The organism is Streptomyces sp. NPDC015220 (genome assembly GCF_043079345.1).
Taxonomy (GTDB): domain Bacteria; phylum Actinomycetota; class Actinomycetes; order Streptomycetales; family Streptomycetaceae; genus Streptomyces.
Map to the genome: position 1 here is coordinate 1 of NZ_JBIBUK010000009.1, position 17,866 is coordinate 17,866.

Annotated in this window: 15 protein-coding genes and 2 pseudogenes; 9 read left to right on the top strand and 8 right to left on the bottom strand. The window is 74.0% G+C overall.

Annotated features, from left to right (window positions below):
- A pseudogene (locus tag ACF061_RS19480) lies at positions 1-443 on the top strand (phosphoserine transaminase); the annotation flags it as partial.
- 829 nt (positions 444-1,272) lie between these two features.
- The gene (locus tag ACF061_RS19485; RefSeq protein WP_392268135.1) at positions 1,273-2,187 is read left to right on the top strand and encodes a HipA family kinase; all 915 of its coding nucleotides are present in this window, start codon (positions 1,273-1,275) and stop codon (positions 2,185-2,187) included.
- Between the two features lie 58 nt (positions 2,188-2,245).
- On the opposite strand, the gene aceB is transcribed toward ACF061_RS19485, so the two are convergent.
- Entirely contained in the window at positions 2,246-3,871 is a 1,626-nt protein-coding gene (gene aceB, locus ACF061_RS19490) for a malate synthase A (RefSeq protein ID WP_392268136.1), read from the bottom strand.
- A 220-nt stretch (positions 3,872-4,091) separates the two neighbouring features.
- Positions 4,092-4,691 carry an NTP transferase domain-containing protein gene (locus tag ACF061_RS19495; RefSeq protein ID WP_392268137.1) on the bottom strand — a complete coding sequence of 200 codons (600 nt, stop codon included), beginning with the start codon at positions 4,689-4,691 and terminating at the stop codon, positions 4,092-4,094.
- A gap of 141 nt (positions 4,692-4,832) precedes the next feature.
- Between ACF061_RS19495 and ACF061_RS19500 the strand changes: the two genes are divergently transcribed.
- A complete protein-coding gene (locus tag ACF061_RS19500) occupies positions 4,833-5,147 on the top strand; it encodes a DUF5955 family protein (protein WP_392268138.1) in 315 nt (104 codons plus the stop codon).
- Between the two features lie 275 nt (positions 5,148-5,422).
- Here ACF061_RS19500 and ACF061_RS19505 read toward each other — a convergent pair whose 3' ends face one another.
- Positions 5,423-6,061, bottom strand: a complete 639-nt coding sequence (locus ACF061_RS19505; protein ID WP_392268139.1) for a response regulator — start codon at positions 6,059-6,061, stop codon at positions 5,423-5,425.
- Positions 6,062-6,212: 151 nt separating this feature from the next.
- Positions 6,213-7,397: a sensor histidine kinase gene (locus ACF061_RS19510; RefSeq protein ID WP_392268140.1), complete on the bottom strand. Its 1,185-nt coding sequence runs from the start codon at positions 7,395-7,397 to the stop codon at positions 6,213-6,215.
- A 134-nt stretch (positions 7,398-7,531) separates the two neighbouring features.
- Here ACF061_RS19510 and ACF061_RS19515 point away from each other — a divergent pair, with 134 nt between their 5' ends.
- Positions 7,532-8,566: an ABC transporter permease gene (locus ACF061_RS19515; protein ID WP_392268141.1), complete on the top strand. Its 1,035-nt coding sequence runs from the start codon at positions 7,532-7,534 to the stop codon at positions 8,564-8,566.
- Positions 8,563-9,234, top strand: coding sequence for an ABC transporter ATP-binding protein (locus tag ACF061_RS19520; RefSeq protein ID WP_392268142.1), 672 nt, complete (start codon positions 8,563-8,565; stop codon positions 9,232-9,234). The genes ACF061_RS19515 and ACF061_RS19520 overlap by 4 nt, the downstream gene beginning before the upstream one ends.
- Positions 9,235-9,581: 347 nt before the next feature.
- Here ACF061_RS19520 and ACF061_RS19525 read toward each other — a convergent pair whose 3' ends face one another.
- Positions 9,582-10,382 (bottom strand): IclR family transcriptional regulator, encoded by an 801-nt coding sequence (locus tag ACF061_RS19525; protein WP_392268143.1) that lies wholly within the window; start codon positions 10,380-10,382, stop codon positions 9,582-9,584.
- 227 nt (positions 10,383-10,609) lie between these two features.
- Here ACF061_RS19525 and allB point away from each other — a divergent pair, with 227 nt between their 5' ends.
- Positions 10,610-11,947 (top strand): allantoinase AllB, encoded by a 1,338-nt coding sequence (gene allB / locus ACF061_RS19530; RefSeq protein ID WP_392268144.1) that lies wholly within the window; start codon positions 10,610-10,612, stop codon positions 11,945-11,947.
- A gap of 86 nt (positions 11,948-12,033) precedes the next feature.
- Complete coding sequence (alc, locus tag ACF061_RS19535; RefSeq protein ID WP_392268145.1) at positions 12,034-13,149, top strand: allantoicase; 1,116 nt, start codon at positions 12,034-12,036, stop codon at positions 13,147-13,149.
- Positions 13,150-13,248: 99 nt separating this feature from the next.
- Here the strand turns inward: alc and ACF061_RS19540 are convergent, their stop codons facing one another.
- Complete coding sequence (locus tag ACF061_RS19540; protein ID WP_392268146.1) at positions 13,249-14,070, bottom strand: SDR family oxidoreductase; 822 nt, start codon at positions 14,068-14,070, stop codon at positions 13,249-13,251.
- Between the two features lie 116 nt (positions 14,071-14,186).
- Here ACF061_RS19540 and ACF061_RS19545 point away from each other — a divergent pair, with 116 nt between their 5' ends.
- Positions 14,187-15,002, top strand: a complete 816-nt coding sequence (locus ACF061_RS19545) for an AIM24 family protein (protein WP_392268147.1) — start codon at positions 14,187-14,189, stop codon at positions 15,000-15,002.
- 61 nt (positions 15,003-15,063) lie between these two features.
- On the opposite strand, the gene ACF061_RS19550 is transcribed toward ACF061_RS19545, so the two are convergent.
- Positions 15,064-16,029, bottom strand: a complete 966-nt coding sequence (locus ACF061_RS19550) for an NADPH:quinone reductase (RefSeq protein WP_392268148.1) — start codon at positions 16,027-16,029, stop codon at positions 15,064-15,066.
- Between the two features lie 410 nt (positions 16,030-16,439).
- A pseudogene (locus ACF061_RS19555) lies at positions 16,440-16,616 on the bottom strand (Gfo/Idh/MocA family oxidoreductase); the annotation flags it as partial.
- Positions 16,617-16,872: 256 nt separating this feature from the next.
- Between ACF061_RS19555 and ACF061_RS19560 the strand changes: the two are divergent.
- Positions 16,873-17,622: a GntR family transcriptional regulator gene (locus ACF061_RS19560; protein ID WP_392268358.1), complete on the top strand. Its 750-nt coding sequence runs from the start codon at positions 16,873-16,875 to the stop codon at positions 17,620-17,622.
- Positions 17,623-17,866 lie beyond the last annotated feature (244 nt).

Sequence of the window (17,866 nt, forward strand, 5' to 3'; positions counted from 1 at the left end):
ACGTCCCGGAGTTCTTCAGCCTCCCCACCGCGATCGACAACTCCCGCAAGAACCAGACGTACAACACCCCGGCCCTGTCCACCCTGTTCCTCCTCAACGAACAGCTGGAGTGGATCAACGGCCAGGGCGGCCTCGACTGGGCCACCGCCCGCACCAAGGACTCCTCCACCCGCCTCTACACCTGGGCGGAGCAGTCCAAGTACGCCACCCCCTTCGTCTCCGACCCGGCCAAGCGCTCCCAGGTCATCGGCACGATCGACTTCGCCGACGACATCGACGCCGCCGCCGTCGCCAAGGTGCTGCGCGCCAACGGCATCGTCGACACCGAGCCCTACCGCAAGCTCGGCCGCAACCAGCTCCGCATCGCCATGTTCCCGGCCGTCGACCCGGCCGACGTCGAGGCCCTGACCCAGTGCGTCGACCACGTGATCGAGAAGCTCTGACACGTTCCGCCGGCCGTGGCGTCAGCGTCGGACCGCGGGTCCGCCGCTGACGGACGGGCGGCGGACGCCGGCGAGCGAGCAGGCGGTTCGGACCGGGGCGCCGGAGAGGCGGCGGGCCCGGTTCCCCGCCCGGACCGCGCTCGCACCGTCGTCATACGCGTATTACAGATGCTGAGCCGCCCGTGCGTGAGACGAAGGCGGGCCGTCCGGAGTGCCCGGCCCGTGCGACGGGCCCGGACCTCGCCGACTGGCGGCGTATCGGCACAGTCCTGGGGCGGGCGGCCCTGCCGGCGAAGAAGCGGCCGGATGCGGTGGACGCCTGGGTGGCACTGGCGTCGGCCCGGCACGGCAGCGCGGTGATCTTCACCAGCGACCCGGGGAACATCCACGCCTGCCTGACGGTCCTCGCGCCGACGGACGTGCACCTGCTCGCGGTCTGGCCTCCGGCAGCCGGCCTCGCCCGCCGACGGTGCCGGTGCGGGTCCCGTACCGATGCCGGCGCGGCGGCGAGATCGTCCGCCGTCGCCCGAGCGGTGCGCCGCACGAGGGATCCACCGCCTCATCGCCCCCGCCGGCGCCGCCGGACCGCGCGGTGGCACCGGGCACACCTCCCCGACCGGTCACGTCCGGTTACTATGCTCACTTCATGGCGGAGGCCAAAAGCGGAGGGCGCACGCCATCGACGGGCGGCTGGGAAGAGAGGGAGGCGAGGATGTCGGCCGGGACTCCTCAGGTCCTTCCCCGGACTGATCGCAAGGGTTCGCCTGGATCGCAGCGCGCGGGAGCTAGTCGTGGAATGTAAGGCGAACGAGCAGCGGAGCCTTGGAATATGCTGAGAGAGGTCACTGCGACCCGCTACGTCGAACCCTTGCACTCCGGTGGCTCCGTCCCCGGCGTCGTGGAGGCCGACGACCTCGGCACCTATGTCGTGAAGTTCACCGGCTCCGCGCAGGGCCGCAAGGCGCTGGTCGCCGAGGTGATCGTGGGGGAGCTGGCGCGGGCCCTCGGGCTGCGCTTCCCCGAACTGGTGCTGGTGCACTTCGACCCGGAGCTGGCCGCGCACGAACCGCACCAGGAGGTGCGCGACCTGCTGAACGCCAGCCCCGGCGTCAACCTCGGCATGGACTACCTGCCGGGCGCCCGGGACTTCACCCCGAAGATCGCGCAGACCTTCCCGGTGGACCCCCTGGAGGCCGGCCGGATCGTGTGGCTGGACGCGCTGACGGCCAACGTGGACCGCACCGTGCACAGCTCCAACCTGATGATCTGGCCGACCTTCGGCACCGCGCCGCCGCGCCTGTGGCTGATCGACCACGGCGCCGCCCTCGTCTTCCACCACCGCTGGGACACCTCGGCCCCGCAGAAGGCGTACGACTTCCGGCACCACGCCCTCGGGCACTACGCCCCGGACGTCCGGTCCGCCGACGCCGAACTCGCCCCCCGGGTGACGCCCGGGCTGCTGCGGTCCGTCCTGGCCGAGGTGCCGGACGCCTGGCTGGCCGATGAGCCGGGGTTCACGGGCCCCGAGGAGGTCCGCGCCGCCTACGTCGACTACCTCGCCGCCCGGGTGGCCGCCTCCCGGGCCTGGCTGCCCACCGACTTCCCCAGCCGCACCGAACTGGCGGCCGAGGAGGCCCGGCGCGCCGCGAAGACCCAGCAGGGGCGTCCCGACTGGCTCAAACGCGTCCCCGACCTGCACGGCAAGCCGGCCGCGGAACAGGACTGGTCGGTCCACCTGAAGTAGTCGTCAGCGAGCACGCCGAGCGGCCCCGGGGCAGGCTCCCGGGGCCGCTCGCACGCGGTCAGCCCTGGAGCCGCTCGTACGCCGGCAGCGTCAGGAAGTCGGCGTAGTCGTCGTCGAGGGAGACCTGGAGGAGCAGGTCGTGGGCCTGCTGCCAGTGGCCGGCGGCGAAGGCCTCGTCGCCGATCTCCTCGCGGATCCTGTCGAGTTCCTCGGCGGCGACCTTGCGGGCGAGCTCCGGCGTGGCCTTCTCGCCGTTCTCGAACTCGACGCCCGCGTTGATCCACTGCCAGATCTGCGAGCGGGAGATCTCGGCGGTGGCCGCGTCCTCCATGAGGTTGAAGATGGCGACCGCGCCGAGGCCGCGCAGCCACGCCTCGATGTAGCGGATGCCCACCTGGACGGCGTTGACCAGGCCCGGGTACGTCGGCTTGGCGTCGAGGGAGTCGATCGCGATCAGGTCGGCCGCCGCGACGGAGACGTCCTCGCGCAGCCGGTCCTTCTGGTTGGGCCTGTCGCCCAGGACCTTGTCGAAGGACTCCATGGCGATCGGCACCAGGTCGGGGTGGGCGACCCAGGAGCCGTCGAAGCCGTCGCCGGCCTCGCGGTCCTTGTCGGCGCGGACCTTCTCGAAGGCCACCTTGTTGACCTCGGCGTCCCGGCGGGACGGGATGAAGGCCGCCATGCCGCCGATGGCGTGCGCGCCGCGCTTGTGGCAGGTGCGCACCAGGAGTTCGGTGTACGCGCGCATGAACGGGGCGGTCATCGTGACCGCGTTGCGGTCCGGCAGGACGAACTTCTCGCCGCCGTCACGGAAGTTCTTCACGATGGAGAACAGGTAGTCCCAGCGGCCGGCGTTCAGCCCGGAGGCGTGGTCGCGCAGTTCGTAGAGGATCTCCTCCATCTCGTACGCGGCCGTGATCGTCTCGATCAGGACGGTGGCGCGCACCGAGCCCTGCGGGACGCCGACGTAGTCCTGGGCGAAGACGAACACCTCGTTCCAGAGGCGGGCCTCCAGGTGCGACTCCGTCTTGGGGAGGTAGAAGTACGGGCCCTTGCCGAGGTCGAGCAGGCGCTGGGCGTTGTGGAAGAAGTACAGGCCGAAGTCGACGAGCGCACCGGGGACCTGCTTGCCGTCGGCGTCGACGAGGTGGCGCTCGTTCAGGTGCCAGCCGCGCGGGCGCATGACGACCGTGGCGAGTTCCCCGGCCGGACGCAGGGCGTAGGACTTCCCGGTCCTCTCGTCGGTGAAGTCGATGCTGCGGGTGTAGGCGTCGATCAGGTTGAGCTGGCCGAGGACCACGTTCTCCCAGGTGGGAGCGGAGGCGTCCTCGAAGTCGGCGAGCCAGACCCTCGCGCCCGAGTTGAGCGCGTTGATGGTCATCTTGCGGTCGGTGGGACCGGTGATCTCGACCCGGCGGTCGTTCAGGGCGGCGGGGGCCGGGGCGACCCTCCAGGAGTCGTCCGCGCGGACGGCGGCCGTCTCCGGGAGGAAGTCCAGGGTGGAGGTGCGGGCGATCTCGGCGCGGCGCTCCGCACGGCGGGCGAGGAGTTCGTCACGACGCGGCGTGAACCGCCGGTGCAGCTCCGCCACGAAGGCGAGCGCCGCGTCGGAGAGGACCTCCTCCTGCCGGGGCAGGGGCTCGGCGTCGACGATGGCCAGCGGGGACGGCGCTGGAGCGGACATGAGCTGTCACTTCCTTCAGGGAGCTTCGTCAGCGAACCACTTCACCGCCACCGTGCCGTGGCACCGGATGCCAACAGGCACGAATGGGGTATATGGCGCCCGCGGATCGGCCAGGCGCTTCTGAACAGTGGATACTAGTTTCCTCATGGTGGAAGTTCAATGGTTTGTTGATGTCGAGATTCTCTGAGTCGAGGCAAGGTGGCGCTCGGTGCCACGCCGTTCACTCCAGGTGCGCCAGATCGGCCTCGGTGTCGATGTCGTACGCCCGCGCGACGTCCCCGCACTCCACGAGGGCGACCGCCGCCGCGTGCTCCTTCAGATAGGCGCGTGCGCCCCGGTCACCGGTCGCGCTCGCCGCGATGCCCGCCCAGTGGTCCGCGCCGAACAGCACCGGGTGCCCGCGGACCCCGTCGTACGCCGCCGAGACCAGCGACGTCTCGTCCCGGAAGGCGGCCCGCACCCGGCTCACCGCCTCGGCTCCGATGCCGGGCTGGTCGACCAGGCAGACCAGCGCCGCCCGGGCCCCCGAACCGGCCAGCGAGTCCAGCCCGGCGCGCAGCGAGGACCCCATGCCCTGCTCCCAGCAGGGGTTGTCCACGAGCACGCAGTCCGCCAGCCGCGCCCGCTCCCGTACGTCCCCGGCCCGCGCCCCCAGCACCACGTGGACGCGCGGACACCCGGCCGCGCGCAGCACCCCGACCGAGTGCTCCACCAGCGGCCGCCCCCGGTGCGTGAGCAGCGCCTTGGGCCGTCCGCCGAGCCGGCGCCCGCCGCCGGCCGCCAGGACCAGCCCGGCGACCTCGTCATCTGTGCGTGTCATGCGTCCTGCATACCCGAACACCCGTCGGCCGCGCGGCGTCCTGGGGCTGAATTTCGGTCCGTGCTGTGGCGCGCCCCGCCCGGGGTGGCGTTTACTGACGCGTCCGGGGACTGCGCACGACGAGGTGCGAGGGGGAGGGCTGTGTTGCGGAGCTCGGGACAGAGGCCGGTGACGGACAGCAAGGACGATCCGAGGGTGACGGGACTGCGCACCGCCGTGTCCCGGTTGCGCCGTGAACTCGCCGCTCATCCGGTGGAGTTCGCCGACCGGGGGATAGCCGAGGACGAACTCGCCGCCCTGGCCGCGATGGCCACCCACGGCATCCCCGAGATCCCGCGGCTGCGGCGCTCCCTGCTGCTGATCGCCGGATCGATCGGCTCGGTGAGCGCCCTCAGCCACGGCCTGTCGGAGGTCCGGGCCGCGGTGGACCTCTTCGGCCCGCCGTCGCGCGGCTGAGCGCGGGCGAGGCGTCCCCGGCACCGGCTCCGGGTGGGCTGTCCTCGGGATCGGCTTCGGGCCGGGTCGTCCTCGGGATCGGCTCCGGGCCGGGTTGCCCTCGGGATCGGCTTCGGGCCGGGTTGCCCTCGGGATCGGCTCCGGTCGGCCGTCCCAGTCGTCGGCCTCGGGATGGCCTGTCCGGTCTGCTGGTCTGCTGGTCTGCTGGTTTGGGGGCACGCCTCGGGGTCTTTGGTGCGGGCCCGCCGGTTCGCGCTTCCCGGCGGTCCGCCGGTTCAGGACCTCCGGCGCCGGACGAGCCCCCGCTCGGTGGCCGCCGCCACCGCCGCCGTGCGCGACTCCACGCCCAGCTTGGCGTAGACGTGCACCAGGTGGGACTTGACCGTGGCCTGGCTCAGGAACAGGCGCTTGCTGATTTCCAGGTTGGACAGACCGTCCCGGACCAGCTCCAGCACCTCCAGTTCGCGGCGGCTGAGCGCGGCGGCCGGTGTGCGCATGCGGTCCATGAGCCGGTGCGCGACCGCCGGGGCCAGCGCCGAGCGGCCGGAGGCGGCGGTCCGCACCGCGGCGGCCAGCTCCGCCGGCGGGGCGTCCTTCAGGAGGTAGCCCGCGGCGCCCGCCTCCACCGCGGCGAGGATGTCCGCGTCGGTGTCGTACGTCGTCAGCACCAGCACGCGCGGGGCGCAGGGCCGGGCGGTGATGGCCGCCGTCGCCTCCGCGCCGTGCGCGCCGCCGGCGCCGAACTGCAGATCCATCAGCACCACGTCGATCCCGCCGGCGGCGGCCAGCTCCACGGCCCGCTCGGCCGTCGGCGCCTCCGCGGCGATCTCGAAGTCGGGCTCGGCCGACAGCACGGCCTTCAGGCCCGCACGGACCACGGGATGGTCGTCGGCCAGCAGCAGCCGGATCGTCATGCGTGCCTCCCGCACGTCGTCCCGTACCGCCCGCGCGGGCCGGCCACGGGTGCCACCGGGCGCTCCCGGAGCCCGGGCACGAGTCCCGGACCGTGTGCTCGGAGTCCGGCCACGGTTTCCGGACCGTGCGCCCGGAGCCCGGGCAGGGCTCTCACGCGCCGCTCCCCGAGCCTGGGTAGGGCAGGGTGACCGCCACCGCCGTGCCCTGGCCGGGCGCCGACTCCACGGCGAACGTCCCGCCCAGCGCCCGGGCGCGCGAGCGCATCGCGGGCAGCCCGAAACCGCCGTCCGCCACACCGCGGCCGCCCACGGTGGCCGGTACGGCGTCGGGCACGAACCCGACCCCGTCGTCGACCACGTCGAGGGCCACCGCCGTGTCCATGAAACTCAAGGTGACCTCGGCGCGGCCGGCCCGGGCGTGCCGCAGGGTGTTGCCGACCGCGGACTGGGCGATCCGCAGCAGCGCCACCTCGTACGGGGTGGGCAGCTCGGCCGGGGTGCCGCTCACCGAGAAGCGGACGGCGGGCGGGCCGGCCGTCCCCGCGCAGAGCCGTTCGAGGGCGCCGGCCAGCGAGCCGCGCTCCAGGTCCGGCGGGGTCAGGGCGTGCACGAAACGGCGGGCCTCGGCGAGGTTGTCCTGCGCGGTGGCGCGGGCCTGCTCGATGTGCGCGCCGGCCGGGGAATCGGCCGGGAGCGCGCGCTGGGCGGCCCGCAGCAGCAGCTGGATGCTGGACAGTCCCTGGGCCAGCGTGTCGTGGATCTCCCGGGCGAGCCGCTCCCGCTCGGCGAGCGTGCCCGCCGTCCGCTCGGCGTCGGCCAGCTCCTTGCGGGCGGCCACCAGTTCCTCGATCAGCTCGCGGCGCCGCTCGCTCTCGCGGTACAGCGCCTCGTAGCCGAGCACCGTGGCGACGGCTACCGCCGCGCCGAGCAGGGGACCGATGAAGACCCCCGGGTTCAGCCGTTCCCCGTGGCCGAGGAAACCGGCGATGGCGGCCGCCGCGGTCGCCGCGACCGCGGGCAGGCTCCAGCGCACCGGCAACAGGTGGAGCTGGAGGAAGTACAGCGGGAAGGCGGCCCACAGCGCGTCGGGGGAGAACACGAGCAGCACCAGCCAGGACACCCCGAGGGCCGCCAGCCACACCGCGGAGGCGCTCCGGGAGCGGTGCACGGCCGGGCTCAGCGCGCCGAAGGCGAACACCGCGCCGGTACCGAGCGCCGCCGCCACCGTGGCCGGACCGTGCGCCCGGGCCGCCGTGAGCGCGAGCAGTCCCGTGAACAGCGCGTACAGGCACAGGCGCAGGGTGACGACGACGGGGGAGTGCTGGCGGACGTCCATGACGGGTCCAGGGTAAGCGGGCCGTCCCGCGCACCGGTCAACCGAAAGTTGGAAAGCCGGCTGCGTCCTTCGGCCCGCCACGAGCGTGCCCCGGCGCGATGCCCGGCGGGGGGCGTCCCGAGCAGGGTGGAGGCATGTTCGTCGCATGGAGAGACCTCAGGTTCGCCAAGGGGCGGTTCGCCCTGATGGGTGCCGTGGTCGTACTGATCACCCTGCTCGTGGGGCTGCTGTCCGGGCTGACCGCCGGGCTCGCCGAGGAGAACACCTCGGCGGTCGAGGGCCTGCCCGCCGACCACCTCGCCTTCGCCGCGCCGCCGGCCGGCCGGCCGGTGTCGTTCACCGCCTCCGCGCTGCCCGCGGCCGCCGTGGACCGGTGGGCCGGCACGGTGCCGTACGCGGAGCCCGTCGCGATCCGCACGGCCGACGCGGCCGCCGGGGACCGCACGGCGGCGGTGTCGGTGTTCGCGGTGCGGCCGGCTTCCGGCATCGCACCGCCGGGCCTCGCGCCCGGCCGGGCGGTGCTCTCCGAGAAGGCGGCGTCCGAACTGGGCGTCGCGCCCGGGGACCGGGTCCGGCTCGGGTCCGCCCGGTGGACCGTGGCCGCAGTCTCCGGCCGGGCCTCCTACAGCCACACGCCCGTGGTGTGGACGGCGTGGGAGGGCGGCCGGGCGACCGTGATCGCGCTGCGCACCCACGGCGCCGACGTCCCCGCCGCGGACCGGGCCGCCGGCACGCGGACCCTGGCCAAGGGCGACGCGCTCACCGCCATCGGCTCCTACCGGGCGGAGAACGGTTCGCTGCAACTGATGCGCGGCTTCCTGTTCGCCATCTCCGCGCTGGTGGTCGGCGCGTTCTTCACGGTGTGGACCATCCAGCGCTCGCCGGACATCGCCGTGCTCAAGGCGCTCGGGGCCTCCACCCGGTATCTGCTGCGCGACGCGCTGGGCCAGGCCGTGGTGCTGCTGGCCGTCGGAACGCTCCTCGGGACCGGGCTGGCGAGCCTGTTCGGCGCCCTGGTCCGGGGCGGTTCGGTGCCTTTCGTCCTGGACCTGCCGACCGTGCTGGCGCCCGCCGCGGTGATGATCGCCCTGGGTGTGCTGGGCGCCGGCCTCTCCGTCCGGCGGATCACCGCCGTCGACCCGCTGACCGCGCTCGGAGGCGTGCGATGAGCCTGCTCCTCGAAGACGTCACCCTCACCTACCCCGACGGCGACGGCCGGCTGACCGCGCTCGACCGGGTCCGTCTGGACGCGCCCGGGGGCACCGTCACCGCGGTGGTCGGTCCGTCCGGCTCGGGCAAGTCCAGCCTGCTCGCGGTCGCGGCCACCCTGATCACGCCGGACAGCGGACGGGTGCGGGTGGACGGGACGCCGGCCGGTGAGCTGAGCGCGGCCGAGCGTGCCGTGCTGCGCCGGCGGAGCATCGGCGTCGTCTTCCAGCAGCCGAACCTGCTGCCGTCGCTGACGGCGGCGGAACAGCTGGAGGTGATGGCCCGCCTGGACGGGCGCCGGGCGGCGGCCGGCCGGGCACGGGAACTGCTGGCCGCGGTCGGCCTGGCCGACCAGGCGCACCGGCGTCCGCACCAGCTCTCCGGCGGCCAGCGGCAGCGGGTGAACATCGCCCGCGCGCTGATGAACGAGCCGTCCGTCCTGCTGGTGGACGAGCCGACCAGCGCCCTCGACCAGGAACGCGGCGCGGCCGTCCTCTACCTGCTGACCCGCCTCACCCGGGAGCGGGGCGCCGCCACCGTCCTCGTCACCCACGACCACGCCCACCTGGACGGGGCCGACGCGGTGTGCGAGATGCGGGACGGCCGGCTCACGGCAGCGGCCGGCTGACGGCAGGACCGGCGGGAGGTCCGGCTGACGGCCGGACCGCCCGCCGCGCGGGGGCGGGGGACCGGGCCGGTGCGGTCCGGTCGCCGGGCCGGGCGCTCGGGCGCCCGGACTGTCCGGTCAGGGCCATCGTCGGGTCGGAGCCGCCGCACGGGGGCGGGGCCTGCCGTCGCCCAGGGCCCGCCCTGGCAGTCGAAGCCCGGCCGAGCCCGGCCGAGCCCGGTCGGCCCCGCCGGTCAGGCGTCGCGCCGGGGCCGGGCAGGCCGCTGGGCCCGGGCCGGGCAGGCCGTCGGGCCCGGGTTGGTCAGGCCGTCGGGCCCGGGTTGGTCAGGCCGTCGGGCCCGGGTTGGTCAGGCCGTCGGGCCCGGGTTGGTCAGGGCCTGGGAGAGTTCCGCCGCCACCTGCTGGAGGACCGGGACGATGCGCTCGGTCACGGCCTCGGTGACGCGGCCCGCCGGGCCGGAGATGGAGATCGCGGCGGCGGTGGGGGAGTCGGGCACCGAGACGGCGACGCAGCGGACCCCTATCTCCTGCTCGTTGTCGTCCATGGCGTAGCCGAGCCTGCGCACGTCCTCCAGGGCCGCCAGGAAGCCGTCCGGAGTGGTGATCGTCTTCTCCGTGGCGGCGGGCATGCCGGTCCGGGCGAGCAGCGCGCGCACCTCCTGGGCCGGCGTGTGCGCGAGCAGCGCCTTGCCCACACCGGTGGAGTGCGGCAGCACGCGCCGGCCGACCTCGGTGAACATGCGCATGGAGTGCCGGGACGGCACCTGCGCCACGTACACGATCTCGTCGCCGTCCAGCAGCGCCATGTTCGCCGTCTCGCCGGTCTCGTCGACCAGCCGGGCCAGGTAGGGGCGGGCCCAGGTGCCCAGCAGCCGGGAGGCGGACTCGCCCAGCCGGATCAGACGGGGGCCGAGCGCGTACCGCCGGTTGGGCTGCTGGCGGACGTATCCGCAGGCCACGAGCGTGCGCATCAGGCGGTGGATGGTGGGCAGCGGAAGTCTGCTGGTCGCGGACAGCTCACTCAGACCCACCTCGCCGCCCGCGTCCGCCATCCGCTCGAGCAGGTCGAAGGCGCGCTCGAGTGACTGGACCCCACCGCTGGCGGAGGGCTTGGCGGAGTCGGTGGTGCTGGCGCTGGACGTCGGCACGGCGCGTTCCTTTCGGGGCTGGCAGGAAGGGCCAAAGCCTACCCGGGGGGCGGTTGACTCCCTGCCTGTACGGAACTACGTTCTGTCTATTGGAATTCTAATTCCGCTTTGTGGAAACGTCCAGACTGTGCCCACCGTACCGTCGTACCGGCAGTGTCCCTCTTGACGGGCTGTGGGCGTGAGTGAAGACTCTTTCAACAGATTGTTGAAGCAGGAGAGGGGTCCGGGTGTCCGAAGCTGAACTGGTGCTGCGCTCGACGCGGGTCGTCACGCCCGAGGGGACGCGCGCCGCCTGTGTCGCGGTCGCCGACGGCACGATCACGGCCGTGCTGCCCCACGACGCGGAGGTGCCCGCGGGCGCCCGCCTGGAAGACCTCGGCGACGACGTGCTGCTGCCCGGCCTGGTCGACACCCATGTGCACGTCAACGACCCCGGCCGCACCGAGTGGGAGGGCTTCTGGACCGCCACGCGCGCGGCGGCGGCCGGCGGCATCACCACCCTGATCGACATGCCGCTCAACTCCCTGCCGCCCACCACCACGGTGGACAACCTGCGCACCAAGCAGGACGTGGCCCGGGACAAGGCCCACATCGACGTCGGCTTCTGGGGCGGCGCCCTGCCCGGCAACGTCAAGGACCTGCGCCCGCTGCACGACGCCGGCGTCTTCGGCTTCAAGGCCTTCCTGTCGCCCTCCGGGGTGGAGGAGTTCCCGCACCTGACGCAGGACCAGCTCGCCACCTCGCTGGCGGAGATATCCGGTTTCGACGGCCTGCTGATCGTGCACGCCGAGGACCCGCACCACCTCGCCGCCGCCCCGCAGCACGGCGGCCCCAAGTACGCCGACTTCCTCGCCTCCCGCCCGCGCGACGCCGAGGACACCGCCATCGCCACCCTGATCGCGCAGGCCAAGCGACTGAACGCGCGGGTGCACGTGCTGCACCTGTCCTCCAGTGACGCGCTGCCGCTGATCGCCGAGGCCAGGGCGCAGGGGGTGCGGATCACGGCCGAGACCTGCCCGCACTACCTGACCCTGACCGCCGAGGAAGTCCCGGACGGCGCCAGCGAGTTCAAGTGCTGTCCGCCCATCCGCGAGGCCGCCAACCAGGATCTGCTGTGGCAGGCGCTGGCCGACGGCACCATCGACTGCGTGGTCACCGACCACTCGCCCTCCACCGCCGACCTGAAGACGGACGACTTCGCCACCGCCTGGGGCGGCATCTCCTCGCTCCAGCTCAGCCTGTCCGCCGTGTGGACCGAGGCGCGCCGCCGCGGCCATACCCTGGAGGACGTGGTCCGCTGGATGTCCACGCGCACCGCGGCCCTCGCCGGCCTCGGACGCAAGGGCGCCATCGAGGCCGGCCGCGACGCCGACTTCGCCGTGCTCGCGCCCGAGGAGACCTTCACCGTCGACCCGGCGGCCCTCCAGCACCGCAACCGCGTCACCGCGTACGCGGGCCGGACCCTGCACGGCGTGGTGCGGTCCACCTGGCTGCGCGGCGAGCGCATCGTCGAGGGCGGCGAGTTCACCGCGCCCAAGGGCCGGCTGCTGACCCGGTCCCACTGAGCCACCTCCCGCGCGTGCGTCCGCGCCCGCACCGCCCCGCACGCGCACCCGCACCGGCCGACTCCAGAAAGGAAGCACTGATCACCGTGACGGCGAACTCCCGTTTCACCGGCGACGCGAACCCCTACGGAGGCGGTGACCCGTACGCGGACTACCGCACCGCCGACTTCCCCTTCACCCAGTACGCCAACCTCGCCGACCGGCGCCTCGGCGCGGGTGTGATCGCCGCCAACGACGAGTTCTTCGCCCAGCGCGAGAACCTGCTGGTGCCCGAGCGCGCCGAGTTCGACCCGGAGCACTTCGGGCACAAGGGCAAGGTCATGGACGGCTGGGAGACCCGGCGCCGCCGCGGCACCTCGGCCGACCACCCCTGGCCCACCGCGGACGACCACGACTGGGCGCTGGTCCGGCTCGGCGCGCCGGGCGTCGTACGCGGCGTCGTGATCGACACCGCGCACTTCCGCGGCAACTACCCCCAGGCGGTCTCGGTCGAGGCCACCTGCGTGGCGGGATCCCCGTCCCCCGAAGAACTCCTCGCCGACGACGTCAAGTGGACGACCCTCGTCCCGCGCACCCCCGTCGGCGGCCACGCGGCCAACGGCTTCGAGGTCGACGTCGAGCAGTGCTTCACCCACCTGCGCGTCAACCAGCACCCCGACGGAGGCATCGCGCGGCTGCGCGTGTACGGCGAGGTCGTGCCCGACCCGAAGTGGCTGTCGGTCCTCGGCGCCTTCGACGTGGTCGCCCTGGAGAACGGCGGCCGGGTCGAGGACGCCTCCAACCTCTTCTACTCGCCGGCCACCAACACCATCCAGCCGGGCCGCTCGCGCAAGATGGACGACGGCTGGGAGACCCGCCGCCGCCGCGACCAGGGCAACGACTGGATCAGCTACCAGCTGGCCGCCCAGTCGCAGATCCGCGCGATCGAGATCGACACCGCCTACCTCAAGGGCAACAGCGCCGGCTGGGCGTCGGTCTCCGTCAAGGACGGCGAGGACGGCGAGTGGACCGAGGTCCTGCCGCGCACCCGCCTCCAGCCCGACACCAACCACCGGTTCGTGCTGCCCGCCCCGGCCGTCGGCACGCACGCGCGCGTGGACATCTTCCCGGACGGGGGCATCTCCCGGCTGCGCCTGTTCGGCTCCCTGACGGAGCAGGGCGCGGCCCGCCTGGCAGCCCGCCACCAGGAACTGGGCGGCTGACCCCACCCGTCCCACCCGACTCGCGGGGCACGCCGGCCCGACAGCACCGGCGTGCCCCGCGCCGCCCGGCGTCACCTCACGCGGCGTGCCCGCGGTACCTCACGCGGCGTGCCCGCCGTCCACCGCGAACTCCGCTCCGGTGACGTAGGCGGCGTCGGTTCCCGCGAGATAGGCGACCATCGACGCCACCTCCTCGGCGGTGCCGAAGCGGCCCAGGGCGGTCATCGCCGCCTGGCCGGCCGCGTACGGTCCGTCGGCGGGGTTCATGTCGGTGTCGATCGGACCGGGGTGGACGATGTTCGCCGTGATGCCGCGCGGGCCCAGCTCCCGGGCGAGTGCCTTGGTCAGACCGATCAGGGCGGACTTGCTCGTCGCGTAGAGGGTCCCGCCGGGGCCCGGCACGCGCTGGGTCATGCAGGTGCCGATGGTGACGATCCGGCCGCCGTCCCCCATCCGGGAGGCGGCCGCCCGGCAGGCCAGGAAGACGGCGCGCACATTGACCGCCAGGACCCGGTCGGCGTCCTCGGGCGACAGGCTCTCCACCGGGCCGAGCACACCCACCCCGGCGTTGTTCACCAGCACGTCCAGCCGGCCCAGCTCGTGGACCACGCGGTCCACGACGCCCGCCGCCTCCCGCGGGTCCGCCGCGTCCGCGCGCAGGGCGACCGCCCACCGTCCGAGCCGCCGTACGGCCCCTACGACATCCTCGGCCGCGTCCTTTCCGGTCGCGTAGGTGACGGCCACGTCGTGCCCCGCGCGCGCCAGCCGCACCGCCGTCGCCGCGCCGATGCCCCGGCTGCCGCCGGTCACCAGGGCCACCCGGTCCGTGCCGCTCGTGCTCGTGCCGTTCGTGCTTGTGCCGTCCGCGCCGGTCGAGGCGTTGGTGTGCGTGTTCGTGTTCGTGTTCGCGTCGGAAGTCATGCCCCCATCCCAGCGGCCGGACCGCGCGGGGGCTGGCGGCCAACGGACGCCGATGTCGGACGGACCACACGGGCGACAAACCGGAACTACTCTCTCCGTTTGCCCGTTTCCCCGTCGTGACCCTTCAGCAAGAGATCGTCGGCAACGCCATGCAGATGGCCGTCGTCAACCTGCGACCCGGCCAGACCGTGTACTGCGAGGCCGGGAAGTTCCTGTTCAAGACGGCGAACGTGACCATGGAGACCCGGCTGTCCGGCCCGTCCGGCGACGGCGGGCAGCAGGGCCGCGGCGGAGGCGGCGGCATGGGCGGACTGCTGCGCCAGGCCATGGGCACGGCCATGCAGGTCGGCCAGCGCGTCCTGGCCGGGGAGTCGCTCGCCTTCCAGTACTTCACCTCCCAGGAAGGCGCCGGCACCGTGGGTTTCGCGGGTGTGCTGCCCGGCGAGATGCGCGCGCTGGAGCTGGACGGCACGCGCGCGTGGTTCGCGGAGAAGGACGCCTTCGTCGCCGCGGAGTCCACCGTCGACTTCGGCATCGCCTTCCAGGGCGGCCACACCGGCATGAGCGGCGGCGAGGGCTTCGTCCTGGAGAAGTTCACCGGGCACGGCACGGTGATCATCGCGGGCGCGGGCAACTTCATCGACCTCGACCCGTCCGACTTCGGCGGTCGCATCGAGGTCGACACCGGCTGCGTCGTCGCCTTCGAGGAGGGCATCCGGTACGGCGTCCAGCGCGTCGGCGGCCTGAACCGTCAGGGGATCATGAACGCCGTCTTCGGCGGCGAGGGACTGTCCCTGGCCACCCTGGAGGGCAGTGGCCGGGTCATCCTCCAGTCGCTGACCATCGAGGGTCTCGCCAACGCCCTGCGGAAGGCCCGGGGCGGCGACAAGCAGGGGCCGACCGGGGGACTGTTCTCGACCCACGCGGGGTGAGCCGGTCTCGACCCACGGCGGGGTGAGCCGGCGGGCCGGCCACGAAGACACCGGCGGCGGCTCAGGGCCGCAGCACCACGCGCCGTCCGTGCAGTTCTCCGCGCTCCATCCGGCGGTGGATCTCCGCCGCCTCGCTCATGGCGCGGTGCTCCACCGCCCGTGGCCGCAGCCCGCCCGCCGCCAGCGCCTCGTTGACCGCGTCCGCGGCCCCGGCCAGTTCCGCCACCGTCGCGTGGGAGATGGCGAAGCCGCGTACCGAGCCGTCCTTCATGTACAGGGGGCCGGCGGGCAGGACGGGTTCGTCCCGGGCGCCGGACATCAGGACGATCCGGCCGCGGTGGGCGAGCAGGGCGACCGCGGTGCGCAGATCGTTGTGGCCCGAGGTGTCCACGTGCACGTCGACACCGGCGGGCGCGAGCGCCGCCAGGCGGCCGGCCAGTCCGGACGCGCGGTAGTCCACCACCTCGGCCGCGCCCAGGGCTCGTACGTGGGCGTGGTCGTGCGGCGCGGCCGTCGCCAGCACGCGCGCTCCCGCCCGCACCGCGAACTCCACCAGCGCGCTGCCCACATTGCCCGCGGCGCCGCCGACCAGCACCGTCTCGCCCGGCCGCAGCCCGCCGTGCGCGAAGAGGGCCAGGTGAGCGGTGGCGGCGGGGTGCAGCACGGCCACGGCGTCCTCCGGGGGCACCCCGGGCGGCAGCCGGTAGAGGCGGTCGGCCGGCACCGCGGCCCGCTCGGCGGCCGCCCCCTGCCGCCCGTCGTGGCCGAGGCTGTCGCACCACACCGTCTCGCCCACGGCGAAGCCCGCCCCGGGAGCGGCCACCGTGCCCACGAGGTCGCGGCCGATCACGAAGGGGAAGGTCAGCGGGGTGCGGAACACCCCGGAACGCACGAACGCGTCCACCGGGTCGACCGCCGTCGCCAGCACGTCCACCAGCACCTCGCCGGGTCCGGGCACGGGAGCGGGCAGCTCACCCCAGCGGATGAGGTCGGGCGGGCCCAGTTGTTCGATGTACGCGGCACGCATGATCGTCCATTGTTCCAGCGGGGCCGCGTGCGCGCACACCCGCGCCCCTTCGCCGCCCGGCCGCGGGCCCTGGACGCGTGAGGCAGGGTGCCGAGGCGGGGAGGGCGGCAGAAGGGGCGCGGCGCCGGTGGGGCGGCAAGGCCGGCGGGGGGAGTGCGGCAGGAGGGGCGCGGCCGACAGAAGCGGTTGCGGGGACGGTGGCAGGGGCAGGGGCAGGGGCAGGGGCAGGGGCAGGGGCAGGGGCAGGGGCAGGGGCAGTGGCAGTGGCAGGAGCGGCCCGGCCCGCGGGACGGCCGCCGGGGCGGCGGAGGCGGCGAAGGCGGTGGAGGAAGCGGCGCGGCGTCGGCGGGGGCGGCTGGGGCGGCTGTTGGCCCGGGACGGTCGGTTCGGCGGAGGCGGTGCGGCCGGTCCTACGGGGCCACGGCCCGGGCGGCGCCCGGGATCTCCGCCAGCGGCACCGGCCGGTGCTCGCGGCGGGACACTTCGCAGGCCTCCGCGACGCGCAGCGCCTGGAGCGCCTCGCGTCCGTCGCACGGGTTGGGCCGCTCCCCGCGCACGACCTCGACGAAGGCGGACAGCTCGGCCTCGGCCAGCCGGAGGGCCAGCTCCTGCGCCCGCGCCGGATCGGCGTCCGTGAGGATCAGCGAGCCCACCTCGCGGTGACGGCTGAGCGTGTTCGCATGGAAGGTGCCGATGCGGCCCGTACCGATGACCCCGATGCGCATGGCAACAAGGTGCGGGCGGACCCCGGAGGCTGTCAATCCTTATGTCCAGACAATCGGACTACACGACTTCCCGTCAACCGGCCACCGGACTACCCTCGGGGCCGTGCCAAAACCAGCAGTGGACCCCACCGTTTCGCTCGGTCTCCGCGTGGACCGCAGCTCTCCGGTGCCGTTGTACTTCCAGCTCTCGCAGCAGCTGGAGGCGGCGATCGAACAGGGCGCGCTCACTCCGGGCAGCCTGCTGGGCAACGAGATCGAGCTCGCCGCGCGGCTCGGTCTGTCCCGGCCCACCGTCCGCCAGGCCATCCAGTCGCTCGTCGACAAGGGCCTGCTGGTACGGCGCCGCGGGGTCGGCACCCAGGTCGTGCACAGCCGGGTCAGGCGTCCGCTGGAACTGAGCAGCCTCTACGACGACCTGGAGGCGGCCGGCCGGCGGCCGACGAGCCGGGTCCTGGTCAACACGGTCGAGCCGGCGTCCACCGAACTCGCCGCGGTCCTCGGTGTGGCCGAGGGCAGCGACGTGCACCGCGTCGAACGGCTGCGCCTGGCGCACGGGGAGCCGATGGCGTATCTCGTCAACCACCTGCCGCCCGGCCTGCTCGACCTGGCCACCGAGCGACTGGAGGCCACCGGCCTGTACCGCCTGATGCGCTCCGCCGGGATCACCCTGCACAGCGCCCGCCAGTCGATCGGCGCCCGCGCGGCCACGCCCGTCGAGGCCGAGCGACTGGGCGAGGAGGAGGGCGCGCCGCTGCTGACCATGGAGCGCACCACCTTCGACGACACCGGCCGCGCCGTCGAGATCGGCACCCACGTCTACCGGCCGTCCCGCTACTCCTTCGAGTTCCAGCTGCTCGTCCGGTCCTGAGCCGCGCCCGCTCCCGGCCCCGGCCGCCGCGCGCACGGCGCCGCGCCCCTTCCCGGCGCGTCGGTGCGCCGCCCGTACGCCCCGGGCGTGCCGTGTCCGGGGCCGCCGGCCGTCGCCGGAAGGCCGCCGCCCCCGCGCCGCCGGTCGTCACGATGTCCGGACATTCCGGCCGGCCCCGGCTCCCCGGCCACGCCCTCTAGCCCGACGGTGCCCGATAATGGGATGTTCGGGGCTGATGGAAATG